The organism is Spiroplasma endosymbiont of Sarcophaga carnaria, assembly GCF_964019595.1.
In the GTDB taxonomy this organism is placed as follows: Bacteria; Bacillota_I; Bacilli_A; order Mycoplasmatales; family Mycoplasmataceae; genus Spiroplasma; species Spiroplasma poulsonii.
On sequence record NZ_OZ026456.1, the window covers coordinates 333,717 to 347,053 of the forward strand.

A 13,337-nucleotide genomic window follows, 5' to 3' on the forward strand; every position below is an offset into this window, starting at 1 on the left:
AACAAAAAAATAAAAAATAGCACAATATTATGCTATTTATTTTTTAAAGTTTTATATACTGCAAGAGCAATTGCTTTTGATAATAATGGTGGAACTGCATTTCCAATTTGTAATAATTGTCATTTTTTTGTGCCCTCAAAAATAAAATCATCTGGGAAACTTTGTAATGCTGCTAATTCTCTTGGAGTTAAAACTCGTGGTAATTTTGGATGTATATTTACACCACCATGATTTTCTTTAATAGTACATGAAGGCTTATTTCATGGCGACTTTTTTCATGCATCTGAATAATTCTTATATAAAGATTTACCCTCAGGAACTTTTGATAATCTTTTCTTCATTTCTTCTGTATGATTTGTAAATATATGATTAATATCTTTATTTTCGTCTATATATAAAAAACGTTCTAGTTCTTGACCCAAAGTTTTATAATTATTTTCATTAAAAATAGGTTCTGGATGATAATTTACTAAACCTATATTATTTGCTATAAAAATAACTCTTTTTCTTTGCTGAGCAACACCATAATCAGCTGCATTCAACGTATGAACAGAAATATTGTATCCTATATCTTGATAATCCGAAATTATCATTTTTTCAATCTTACCATTTAGCATACTTCGTAATCCTTCTACATTTTCCATAACAACAAATTTAGGATTTATTTGTTTAACTATTTCCAACATATCTAAATATAAAGAATTTCTAGGATCAGCCACAACTCTATTTCCTGCCATACTAAAACCTTGACATGGAAACCCCCCAACTATGACATCTACTTGCTCTTCTTTACATTTTTTAATTACATTTTGTTTTATTTTGGCATCTTTAATATCTCTTGTTTCAATATTTTCATTTGGAAATCTTCCAGAATTTATAAAGTTTTTTTTATATGTGTTAACAGCACATTGCAAAATTTCTACACTATAAACAGGTGTAAAACCAGCCATTACCATTCCACAAGATAAACCACCAGCTCCTGAAAATAAATCTAAAAATTTTAATCCCTTTTTATTATTTTTATTATTTCAACCATCAATTATTTTCATTTCAGGTAAAATATTTATAAATTTAGTGTCTTGATATTCAATATTTTTATTGAAATATTTAATTCTATCTGGTATTTTATTAATTTTATGGTCCGCTGTTTTTCACCTATAATATTCCTCTTTATTTACAGAATAAAAATTACCACCTTTTTTCTCTGCAAGTAGTTCATTACTCGCGATTGCTCTACGAATAGTTTTTAAGCTCTTTTGTTCTAATTCAGCTATTTCTTTAATTGTTAAAAATTATTGACTAATATAATATCACCATAATTAATTATAATACATTTTTTAAAAAATATGTTAAGTGGACATATTTTTTTAAAAATCTATTTAATTTTGCCATTAATAAGTGAATCAATTGCAATTCTAATTACTTTTAAATGATATTTATAATATGACATTTTATATTTATTATTATTTTTTCTTAATAATAAAATAAAATCATTCATATTTTTTGGACGTCAATTATAAGGAAATGTTATATTGTTAAAATTTAATACTAATGGATGCGCAAGAATGTTTCTTATATTTTGAATTTCATTTATTTCACCATCATTATAATTTGAAAATAAATTTTTATTTTCAGTATTTATATATAATGATTCAAAAAAATTTTAATTTTTCTTAATGGTTCACTTTTACCTCCTGTTTCTAACTGTTTTAGTAACATATTGAGACCCCCTTCTTTGCCAATTAATAAAATATTAAAAGGATTTATAACTATAATCCCTGATGGTAAAATAATTTTATCATTTAACAATATTACAACTGCCATTTTTCTAAATGATTCATACATTATATTTAATAATTTTATATAAAAATAGGTAAACTGCATAATATCATTTTGATCCGGGACATCTGAAATACAATTTTCAAGAGCAGTAAATTCAACAATAATTCATTTTTGTAAATCAATTAATTCTTTATTTATTTTTAAATTTAATTAATAAAATTTTTTATTAATTTGATTCTTTCCTTTTTTCTATTTGGATCTGTTGTTCCTTGTGTATGCAATTCAATACATTTTTCACACATTAACTTAAGATTATCAGTAAGTGCTTTTTTTCTTCTAAATATTGTCTATTTTTAGTTTTAGTTAAAAAAATATTTCTATCTAGTGACGCGAGTTTTGCAATTTGCTCATTATCCATTTTTTTATTTCTATTAACAACATAAAAATTGTAAAAAAATATTTACGATCAAAACTTAATAAACTACCATTTAAGTTAATTATTTTTTTAAAAATATCTATTGCTTCCCTATAAATATATATAACAGAATTTAATGCATCTAAAGCATTTGAAAATGTATCATCATTATCATATTTTTCATAAAAATTATTGATACTCTTATCAGAATCATTAACATAACTTTCTAAATAAAAAATTAAAATTCTTGCTAAATCTTCTTGCAACTTCATACGTCTTATTTCCATATCTTTATATAATCCAAGTTCTTCTATTTCATCAAAAATTGCTAATCTTATTTTTTCAACTATAGTTTTAAATGTACCAAAATAATTTGCATTTCGTAACTCTTGACTATTTAATGCATAATTAAATGTATTTAAACGAGCAAAAATATCATATATTATATTTTTATCTTTAGTAGAAAAAACCTGACAAGGAATTTCGTATGATAATATAAGTTCTTTTTGTTCATCTGGTAAATCTTTAAAAAATAAATTAGCCACTTCTTCATTATGAACTTTTAAAATTTTAAAATAATTATTAACATACTGCAAAATTGTAGATATTCGTTGTTGACCATCTAATACTTCTCTATTAGTTTTTATGGTAGAAGCATCTATTTCTTCAGCTAAAAAAATATGTGGAATAGGGTATCCTTTAAGTAAAGAATCTATTAAATATGATTTTGCTTTATCAGGTCATACTAAATTTCTTTGATAATGTGGATTAGTAATTAATTGGTTGCTTTGTGATCAATTTAAAAAATCTATAACTTTATATTGTTTACTAGTAGTTTGCATTTTGCACCTCTTTCATTCATACTTTGATCAACTTTGTTAATAATTTTATTATATTAGATATATATAAAAAAACATAAATAAAATCCTTTAATTTTGTCGAAAACTCTTGATGAAATAAAAAAAATCATCAATATGACAATTTGAAAACTAATTTTGTGTAAGATTATGATTTTGCTTTAAATTTTTTAAACGTTAAAATATAATACCGTTGATTGTTGGTTTGGTGTTAAACCTTTGTGTTGGTATTTTCATTTTCAGAGCTTTAAATAATTTTGAATATTAGTGAAACCCAAACCATGATAATGAATTAAGGCTTCTTTAAGACTGGATTGTAATTTACTAATCTTATTTAACTTTTGATAACTAGTATCAGGGTTTGTACTAGTTTTGGTGGAATATAGAGTAGAATTTGTTTGTTTTGCTACTAATAAATATAGTGGTTGCATATCAGAAATAATTATTGATTTTTCTTTAATTAGTTGCTTATTCATATTTTCAATAATCCATTGTTTTTGTAATCTTTTGGTATTGGTGGATTGAACAAAAATATTATTATTGCTATCAACTGCCATTTGAATACAGCATTTGGTATCAGTTGAAAATGGATCGAGATGAGTTTTTCGTTTATCAAATTTATCTTTAAAATTGCCTTTATGAATTTCTTTAATAAATGTTTCATCCATTTGGATTTGACCATTTAATTTTTTAAATTTTAACTGTGTATTTTCTAATTGTTTTGATTGCATTAATTTTTGTCGATTATATCAAGCGGTTTTTGGGGTTGTTTTAATAAAACGAGAAATTATTTTACTAGATTGTCCTAACAATGAAATTTGAATTAATAAATTTCACTGTTCATAATTTAAATGACTTCAATAAGTAAAATGATGACGAAATGCATCAAAACTAGCACGACATTTTTTACATAAATATTTTTGTTTTCCTTCGGAATTATGACCATTTTTAACACAATGAAAAGATTTGCAATTAGGACATATAATGCCTTTATCTCTAAATTTTTGATCAATTTCATTTAAACGTTTTTGTTTTTTAATTAAGTCTGCTTGTTGTTTTATTTTTTCATAAAATTCTAAAAATTGATCATCTGTTAAGCTATTTATTAATTCTGTAATTATTTTTTTCATCATTTATTTACCTCTATATATTAAAAATATACCTAATTTTAGGTATATTTTATAAATATCAAGAGTTTTCGACAAAATTAAAGATTTTAGGTATATTTTATAAATATCAAGAGTTTTCGACAAAATTAAAGTCATAATGCATTAAATAACCATTTTCATTACCATAATATTGGGGAATTGTTCGCACAATGTCAAATCCATGCTTAAGATATAACTTTTGGGCGGCTAAATTATGTTCATTTACTTCTAAAAAAATACTATGAAAAGGAAAATGTGCTAATATATAAGTTAACATTTTAGTACCCCATCCTTGTTGGTGGTGTGTTTTTTTAACGGTAAGTTTAATAATTTCTAAATCATCACCACTATGCATTAAAATAAAAGAGCCCACTAAATTATTATTAATAACCAATTTATAAACAAGATAATTCGGATTATTAATAATTTGAATTAAATTACGATATTTATAATAATGCTGCGGGTAATTTTCTTGCTCTAACAAAAACAATAATAACCCATCAGTATTATTAACTGCTTTAATTTCGAACATTATCCGAAAGCTTTCTTAATATAACGTGGTTCTAAAGCGAAAATATCATCTACCAAGTGAAAATGGTTCTTTAAAAGTTGATAATTTTGGACGGGGTCAATTTCTTGTAAATCACTACGAAATTGATAACCTGGAAATTGTTTACTAATTTCGAGACAAGTTTCATAATCAACAACTTGACTAGGAATAATTTCTTGCCCATTACTAATTACAGCAAAGTAGCGTTGTCCACCGCGCGCATCTAACATTGAAACAACACTGTCAAATCCTGCTTGATATAATAAAGTATTAATAACCGATACTTTAACATCGGGATTAATTATTTTAATGGTTTTAACAATTGTCATTGGAATTCGAAGCCCAGTATAACTCCCTGGTCCTGTTGTTAAATAAAAATGATTAACATCTTTTAACTGAAAGTGATATGTTGCTAATAACTTATTAATCGCTGGTAACGTTTCTTCAGTGTGACGCCGCGCATTATTTTGATGAACATGGCCAAGAACTTGCTCATCTTGTTCTAATATTAAAATTAAAAAATCAGTACTAGTATCAATAAATAGGTTTAACATATTATCCCCCGCTTTCTAATGCAATGCGTAACGCGACATTATTGGTTTTAATGGTGAAAACTCGTTCCTGGTCTTTTTCAATATTAATAGTAATTTTAATTATTTCATACTGGTCAGTTAAATCATTACTAATTAAACTTGGTCATTCAATAATATTAATACTATTTGGGAAATAATCAAAATACATTCCTCATTCTTCAGAATGATCTAACCCTAATAACCGATAACAATCCATATGGTTAATAAGCGTTTGATCTGGGGTGGTATATTGATTCATAATAATAAAAGATGGTGAAGTAACTGGTTCTGTCACTCCTAACGCTGCTAATAAATACTTTGTAAAAGTTGTTTTACCCGCTGCTAATTGTCCTTCTAATAATAAGCATCAATTGGGTTGTAAAAATGGTGCTATTTTAGTAGCTAATTGTTTTGTTGCATTTTCATCGCTAATCATTATTTTCATAATATCCCACTTTCTATAAATAATTATATCTAGGAATTAATTATTGTGCTATACTTTCCAAAAAATATGTAATAATTAAAGTGCAGAAAAAGAGAAAGGTCGTTATAAACTAATGAAAGATATTTTAATTATTGGTGCTGGTCCCGTTGGGTTATATGCTTGAAGCTGTGCTGTAATGTTGGGATTAACTGGTTATATCATTGAAGGAAATGATACCCCGGGGGGTCAACCCTGAGAGTTATATCCTGAAAAACTTTTATATGATATGCCTGGTTTCCCGGAAATTAAAACAAAAACTTTTATTGAAAATCTAATTGTCCAAGGTGAAAAAAATAATAAACAAATAACATATTTTGGAAAAACAAACATTCTAACGGTTGTTGAAGAAAATAATGGATTTACTATTACTTTAACAAATAACAAAGTTCTTAATGTTAAAACAATTCTAATTACTAGTGGCAATGGTGTTTTTACCCCTATTCGGTTAGAACATCTTGATGCAACAAAAGAATACGACAACTTGTGATATGCTGTGAAAGATCTACCTACTTTAACTAATAAAAAGGTTATTGTCCTTGGTGGTGGTGATAGTGCTGTTGACTGAGCAAATCATTTAGTTGAAGATAAGATTACCAACAATGTTACCATCATTCATCGTCGTGACTTATATCGTGCTAAAGAAAGCAATGTTCAAAAATTACAGCAAAATAAGATTACCGAACTCAAACCTTATCATGTTAAAGCAGCACAAATCCAGAATAATGAGATTACAATGTTAACCCTTGAACATGAAAGCAACAAAGAAACGTTAGAAGTACCAGCTGATTATTTTATTGTTCAATATGGAGCCAAAGTAGCACCAACAATGTTACAGCAGTTTTCATTAGAAACAACCCCAATGCGGAAAATTATCATTCAACCAAGTGGGCAAACTAGTCACAGCCATATTTTTGCCGCAGGAAATAGCGCTTATTATGAAGGAAAATACTATAATATGGTCACTGGTTTTGGCGAAGCAATTAATGCGTTATTTAACATTACAAAAATCATTCATGGTAATAAATATCATCCTGGTTATTTAAGTAATATTAAAAAATAATAATTATACTTTATTTAAAAAATGTATATTTTATATACATTTTTTGTTTTATTAAATTCTTTACGTTCCTTTTAATTTATAAATTTCTTTTGGTGGTTCATCCTCACTCATTTTCTTTGTATTTTGGTGTAAGGCTTCTTCACGTTCTCATAATTTTTGATATGGCATTTCTGGTTCGGTTAAGGTAATAAAATCATCTTCATATTTTTTCTGACGAATTTGACGCATTTTATCTTGGCGTTTTGTTCAAATTTTATGCACAATTGGTAAACGTAAGAAAATTCCACGAACTGAGCGCGGTGCTCATAAGATTGAGTTCCCAATAATAACAAACAAGGAAGCAAAGATTAATCCAAAGAACATATTTAATAGTTTTTGTCAGCCCCATATTGGTTGTAACTGATCATTATAAATTTCCATTGGATTATATGTTTTTGTTAAGAATAAATAGTTAACTAAAATAGCAACCACAATTGGCACCAATAAAATCATTCAATTACGAAAAACACCTTTAAAATTACTATTGTATGTTAAAAATAATCAGTTATAAAACCATAAATATAAAAAGCGAAGAAGACTAACAAAACACGTAATAATTAAAATCCCATATAATGCCGCGGAAAGATCATTTACTAAAAAACGGAAAATTAAGGCCGTAAAAAAACACAACACAATATTAATAATTCCAATCACAAAGGTTGGAATTGCCGTTTGTTTATAATTTGCTTTGGCGTACACTAAAACATTGGCTGGTTCAGCTAAAACAATAAAAACCGAACTTAATGCCACTAATAATGAAAATGTTGGCTGATAAAAAATACTTTTAAAAATAGCTATTTCTTGTGCGGTTCAAGCATTTACACCTGTTGCACTATTATTAATTTGTTCAATAATTTGGGGAGCATATAATGTTGTCACAAAATATGGTGATAAAATAAATTGGTTTACAAATAAAAACCCGCCAATCATAAAGGCATACGTTTCAAACTTAAGATAGCTATTTCAATCAATCCGGCCATTTTTTGCCGTTCAAGCAGCAAAAAACTCACGAAATGAATTAATTAAAATCATCATAATACTTCGTACCCCAACGGTAATTGTCATATATAGCGATAAGGTTGATGACACCCGTAATCCTAATAGTAAAGCGGTAATAATAACATCCCCATTAATTAATAAGGTCTCACCAATATTTTTTAATACAACAATATTACTTGATTTTACTAATTGCATATTATCTTTTTGGCGAACAATTCGAATTCAAGGATAATGAAACTTAACAAAGATATAAATTAAACTTCCTTTCATAATGGAATATGCTAAGAAAATTATAAAAACAAAAAGCGGGTCAACTGTTCGTGAGATCAAGTAAAAAATAACTGAATAAGAAATTAAATCACAAATCATCAAAATTAAACGCCGCATATGATTATTTTGATCTGCTTGCATTAAATTTTCATAACAAGCAGATCAAAATAAGGCAATTAAGTTTTTTGATCCAATAATTACAATAATTAACATCATTTTTCATAACGGATAACTAATTGTATGATCATTTCATAAAATGCTAAAATTACCTTCAAATAAATAAATATAAGTACTATACCCAATTGCAATGACCGCTAATAAAATGACCCCAACAATTCCCGAAATCTTATACTGGTGTTTTGCTGTATTGACCATTTCATTAGCTTTAATTCAATCTTTTTGTAATAATGGTTTCATTAAAAAAATAACGGTAATGGCTCCTAACCCACCTTCAACGGTTCCTAAGAATGAAACAATGGCAATACTATTCTTCACAAACCCATTTAACTGTGAACCATAACTCCGAATTAATAAGTACATTAAAGTAAATTGAAAAGCAGTTCCAATTAAAGAAGTAAAAGCGCCAATCAAAATACTAATGATTCCTCTTCTTGTTGACAATTACTTCACCTCTTTCCATTCTTACTCATATTATTATTCTATAATATTTTCTAAAATTTTAATAACCTTTTCATTTAAATATTCTAAAGGTCCAGGTAACTGATGGAACACCAAAGTTGTTGCATATAAACCAATCATATATTTTTTGGTTATTCTTTTAGCACCATATTTAACATCATTTATAATTGGATGCTGTAAATAACTTAATGATGCTCGAATTTGATGTTTCCGTCCCGTTCCTAATGTTACTTCTAATCAAGTTGTATTTAGTGTTCTTGTAAGAACTTTAAAATAGGTAATTGCCTTTTTACTATTCGGTTGCTCTGTTAAACTAAAAATCATCTTCTGCTCTGATTCATCTTTGACAAGATAACCAGTAACAGTAAATTCATCTTCTGTTATGATTCCTTCACATTGTGTTAGATATTTTTTTTCAATATATTCTTTTTGATTAATTTTCTTTAATAATAAATCTAAACTAATTTTATTTTTAGCATATAGCACTAACCCTCGTGTTAACTTATCTAGCCGATGAACATGAGAAATAACAAATGATTGCTCAGTTTGCGGGTGATACGCTCCTTTTTGCATTAAATAACTTTGGACCATTCCATCTAAGGAACTATGAAACGTTGAATGCATTTCTACGCCATGTGGTTTATCAACAACTAAAATGCTTTGATCTTCATAAACAACTGCTACCTTTTCTGACGCAGAATCAGTTTCTGCTATTTGTTGTTTTCGTTCTGTAATGACTAAATTCTTATCAAAAATTAAAATTTGATCACCTAATTGTAACTTATAATTTCGTTCTTTCATAACTTTATTATTTACTTTAATCTTTTTATTCCGAAATAATTTATAAAGGACTGATAATGATGTTGTTTGAAACATTTTTTTCATAAAATTAAAAATCGTTTGATTTACATCATTATTCTTAACTGTTAATGTAATAATTGTTTTTTGTTCCATACTTTCACCCAATATTGTTTTCTAACAATATTATATAATGAAAGTTCAATGATATGACAAGAAAAAAACATCCTAAGTTTTACTTAGAATGTTTAGCACCTTTTTGTTTTTTTGCTTCAACTTTTAAAACATTATCTTTAATCTCTTCAATTTCAGCAACATCAGTAATTTCATTAAACAAATGATATAACATATAATTTTTTTCTTTTTCTTTCGTTGCAAAATGTTGTTCAAAAAAAGCGGCTGTTTCATCAATTATTGTCATTAATTGATAAGCTGTTTTTGTATCAATACTATTTGTTGATAGTGGTCCTTTCACTAAAGTTGGTAATTGCGTTACAAAAGCATAATCCTCCAAGGCTTTTTCTTTTTCCGTATAATAAAAAATTCGAAAGGCACTCACTTTTGCTCCAATTGTTTTAATCGCATTTCGAACAGCAGTCACTTTTGTTGATAACATGTTTTTGATAAAGACTGCAATAATAACAGTAATCGTCCCAATTGGAATAATAATTAATAAGATTATATCTAAATCAACCCCAAATTTTGTGGCAAAGATGGCTTTAATTAAAGTATAACCATTTTGAATTAATAACACTGTTACAAAGAATGAGAAGTTCGTTGCTTTTCATCATTTGTGCGGAACTAAAACTTCGGTTTTTTTATTTAAAACATATCAGAAGAAATATGATACTAAAACCAATAAAACTCCATATGCTAAACTAATTAAAGTTGTTAAAAAGTTAAAAAAACTGAAAATAATTGTTAAATTTGTTAAAAAGTTTAAATACATACGAGGGTTAAAAATAACATAATCATTTGGAAAATTTGTTGATAACCCATAACGTCATTCAAAACTACGACGTTGTGCCAATTTAATAATAATAACAATATAATAACATAACGCAATTAAAGCAATTAGTGCTGTAATAAATAAATATGAATATGCCATATTAATATTTGTTGCTCGTTGATTTCAAGCTACACTTCAATCCGTTACACTATTATTTGTCCCAAAAAAATTAAACGATAATAATGAAAAATCAATTAATGGATATGTAATATTCATTAAATTTTTATAAATGTCTTGGACTTGTGCTGGGTCTTTTTGTCCCGCCGCAATTTGCGCTAAAAGTTGTGAAACATTATTTTCACTATTAATTCGATCACGTTCATTAATAAATAAAACTAAAAATGTAATAATAATTGCAGTAAAAATAATTCAAAAAATCATTGAAACTAAATACTGCCCGCCAACTAAACCAGTTGGTTTTTTATTTTTTGTCATTAACATCACCTTGTTTTCTGTTATTTTAAAAATAAAACTATGAATTACTATAAAGTTGTGTTTGATATTATATTGATATATAAATATTAATTTTTATACTAAAATGATTATAACAAAAAAATAAATAAATACAAATATTTATTTTATAAGGTTGTAAAAAGATGTTGTCTAAATTTTTTACCATTTAATTGATGAATAAGTTCTAATAATGATTTATAATGCTCTTTTATTCGATCATAAAACGAATCTTTAGTTTGGCCAACATAAACTCTAAATTGATTTAGAGTAAAAATTGCATAAATCCCAAAACACTGAAACAACTTATCATCCATTTTTTAAATTCATCAAATTGTTGTAATGTCCAAGTTCTATTAAATTTTATGTATTTAATTATGTCTAATTTTTGTTTGTTTGATAAATTAGATAATTTATCTTCTTTTTTTCCTTTCATAAATTTTATTTAAAAAGATTAATAATTTTGGCAAAGTAAAAAATAGGTCGTATAAATTATTTTGGGGTCTTAAATTAATATCTTAGAAATTGTGGAATAATATACCACTTACTTATTTACATTGTATTACTTTTAATTTTATTGTCAATACATTTTTCTATTTTTTTAAATTTTTCCACGACAAAAATACATTTTTATTAAAATTATTTAATTTCTTAGATAAAACTAATAAAAATATAAATTTTTTTGTAAATAATAATTTACAAAATTATTAACTGAATAATTAAATTTATTTTCTTCTAATGATTTATTACTATTAAATAAATCAATTTTATTTTTTAACCCCATCATACCAGCATTTAATTTATTTCTAATAGTTTTTTCACTATAAATGGCTTTTTTAATCATAGTACCTTTTCAATAATGAGAAATGTCACCTTCAATATGACAACCAACATTATTTCATAATGTTTGATTTTCAATTCCTTCTTTATTATTTTTAATTATGTAAAGTAAAGATGCAAATAGGACAATTTGCCCTTATTAAGTCAATAATATATTTTTTATTAAAAATTGCAACTATTTTTTCAAAAAAAATATTTTTTTAAATTATGTAGTTATTTCAGCATCACAAAAAATGATTTTTGCTAAAAATCTAAAATTAATAATTTAATTACTTAATATTTTGTAAAAATGCCTCTTTGGAGGATAATCAGCCTAAACTCGGTCGTGGTTTTTCATTAATAATTTTCATAACTTTATTAATTTCTTTTTGAGTAATATTGTTGAAATCTGTTCCCTTAAGAAGATATTCTCTAATATCTCTATTCATTCTTTCAATTTTAGGTTTTTGTTTTGGTTTACCAGGGTCACAAAAATAAACATTAGTTCCAGTAATTTTTTCAATTCCTTTTCAGTTTGAAAATTCTTTTCCTCTATCAGTTATAATTCCTTTTATATTTTCTTTATAAAGTTTATTTTTAAAAATACTTTTAATTGCTTTATTAACCTCTTCTGAATTATGGTGGTCTAATTTAAAACAAATCGTATATAAACTTTTTTATTCTGTAAAAGTCAAACAAGCAGATTGATGATCTTTTCCAACAATACAATCCATTTGAAATCAACCAAAAGTTCCTTTTTCATGTTCTGCTTCTTCAATAAATCTAATATTAGTCAATTGACCACGATCATCTTTTCTCTTTTTTGTTTTAAATTTTTTACCTTTAAATGGTAATTTTTTCTTAATTTCATTATCTTCTTCATCAAAAACTCCATGTTAAATATATTTGTAAAGTGTTACATGTGAAAATGGAAACTTTTCATCATATTTTTTTTCATATTCAAAGATAATTAACATCGGTGAATATCGTCTTTTACTTAAAATTTTTCTTATGTGATTTATAACTTTTTTTCTAATTTTAGTATATTTTATAGATTTTTTTCTTTTATTTTTATAATCATCATTCGCTTTTTTAGGATCGTATTCTTCTTTAAGTATTTTAGACTCTAATCTAATTGTATTACGACTTTTATTCATTACTTTTCCTATTTTAGAATAATTGGGTGTACCATCTTTCTTTTTAAATTTTTCGGATTCTAAATATTCTTTTAAATCTTGTCTTTCTGGTAACTTAAAATGTTTAAATTTTTTCTTTTCTTTTTTCATAAGACAACCTAGCCCTTTCTATTAAAATAGTTATACAATAAAAATTAATATTTTGTTGACAATCCGTTAAATGATGGTAGGATGGTGATGTAATTTAATACAAGTAGAATTTACTAGCCCTTAATCGCTTGTTTAAAAATTACTAAAATTAGAGACTTGA

13 protein-coding genes and 1 pseudogene are annotated in these 13,337 nt (G+C 25.7%); 1 reads left to right on the top strand and 13 read right to left on the bottom strand.

What is annotated here, in order from left to right; all coding sequences use genetic code 4:
• Positions 1 to 32: 32 nt before the first annotated feature.
• The 7 genes from AACK91_RS02070 to tsaE form a co-directional block, all read right to left on the bottom strand.
• Entirely contained in the window at positions 33 to 1,049 is a 1,017-nt protein-coding gene (locus tag AACK91_RS02070; protein ID WP_338963694.1) for a DNA cytosine methyltransferase, read from the bottom strand.
• 589 nt (positions 1,050 to 1,638) lie between these two features.
• A complete protein-coding gene (locus AACK91_RS02075) occupies positions 1,639 to 1,824 on the bottom strand; it encodes a hypothetical protein (RefSeq protein WP_146182483.1) in 186 nt (61 codons plus the stop codon).
• Positions 1,825 to 2,163: 339 nt separating this feature from the next.
• The gene (locus tag AACK91_RS02080; protein ID WP_338963695.1) at positions 2,164 to 3,039 is read right to left on the bottom strand and encodes a DUF262 domain-containing protein; all 876 of its coding nucleotides are present in this window, start codon (positions 3,037 to 3,039) and stop codon (positions 2,164 to 2,166) included.
• Positions 3,040 to 3,224: 185 nt separating this feature from the next.
• Positions 3,225 to 4,187 (bottom strand): IS1/IS1595 family N-terminal zinc-binding domain-containing protein, encoded by a 963-nt coding sequence (locus AACK91_RS02085; RefSeq protein WP_338963247.1) that lies wholly within the window; start codon positions 4,185 to 4,187, stop codon positions 3,225 to 3,227.
• A gap of 94 nt (positions 4,188 to 4,281) precedes the next feature.
• Entirely contained in the window at positions 4,282 to 4,734 is a 453-nt protein-coding gene (locus AACK91_RS02090; protein WP_338963696.1) for an N-acetyltransferase, read from the bottom strand.
• Entirely contained in the window at positions 4,734 to 5,306 is a 573-nt protein-coding gene (tsaB, locus tag AACK91_RS02095; protein WP_338963697.1) for a tRNA (adenosine(37)-N6)-threonylcarbamoyltransferase complex dimerization subunit type 1 TsaB, read from the bottom strand. The genes AACK91_RS02090 and tsaB overlap by 1 nt, the downstream gene beginning before the upstream one ends.
• A 1-nt stretch (position 5,307) precedes the next feature.
• Positions 5,308 to 5,769: a tRNA (adenosine(37)-N6)-threonylcarbamoyltransferase complex ATPase subunit type 1 TsaE gene (gene tsaE, locus AACK91_RS02100; protein WP_338963698.1), complete on the bottom strand. Its 462-nt coding sequence runs from the start codon at positions 5,767 to 5,769 to the stop codon at positions 5,308 to 5,310.
• A 112-nt stretch (positions 5,770 to 5,881) separates the two neighbouring features.
• On the opposite strand from tsaE, the gene AACK91_RS02105 reads away from it, so the two are divergent.
• Positions 5,882 to 6,868: an NAD(P)/FAD-dependent oxidoreductase gene (locus AACK91_RS02105; protein ID WP_338963699.1), complete on the top strand. Its 987-nt coding sequence runs from the start codon at positions 5,882 to 5,884 to the stop codon at positions 6,866 to 6,868.
• 60 nt (positions 6,869 to 6,928) lie between these two features.
• On the opposite strand, the gene AACK91_RS02110 is transcribed toward AACK91_RS02105, so the two are convergent.
• The 6 genes and pseudogenes from AACK91_RS02110 to AACK91_RS11565 all read right to left on the bottom strand — a co-directional run bounded on the left by AACK91_RS02110 (position 6,929) and on the right by AACK91_RS11565 (position 13,177).
• Positions 6,929 to 8,797, bottom strand: a complete 1,869-nt coding sequence (locus tag AACK91_RS02110) for a transporter (RefSeq protein ID WP_338963701.1) — start codon at positions 8,795 to 8,797, stop codon at positions 6,929 to 6,931.
• Between the two features lie 33 nt (positions 8,798 to 8,830).
• Positions 8,831 to 9,769, bottom strand: a complete 939-nt coding sequence (locus AACK91_RS02115; protein ID WP_338963703.1) for an RluA family pseudouridine synthase — start codon at positions 9,767 to 9,769, stop codon at positions 8,831 to 8,833.
• Positions 9,770 to 9,848: 79 nt separating this feature from the next.
• Positions 9,849 to 11,057, bottom strand: coding sequence for a hypothetical protein (locus AACK91_RS02120; protein WP_338963705.1), 1,209 nt, complete (start codon positions 11,055 to 11,057; stop codon positions 9,849 to 9,851).
• Positions 11,058 to 11,200: 143 nt separating this feature from the next.
• Positions 11,201 to 11,389, bottom strand: a complete 189-nt coding sequence (locus AACK91_RS02125) for a GIY-YIG nuclease family protein (protein WP_338963707.1) — start codon at positions 11,387 to 11,389, stop codon at positions 11,201 to 11,203.
• A gap of 344 nt (positions 11,390 to 11,733) precedes the next feature.
• Positions 11,734 to 11,916: a hypothetical protein gene (locus AACK91_RS02130; protein WP_338963709.1), complete on the bottom strand. Its 183-nt coding sequence runs from the start codon at positions 11,914 to 11,916 to the stop codon at positions 11,734 to 11,736.
• 265 nt (positions 11,917 to 12,181) lie between these two features.
• A pseudogene (locus AACK91_RS11565) lies at positions 12,182 to 13,177 on the bottom strand (IS30 family transposase).
• Between the last annotated feature and the right edge of the window lie 160 nt (positions 13,178 to 13,337).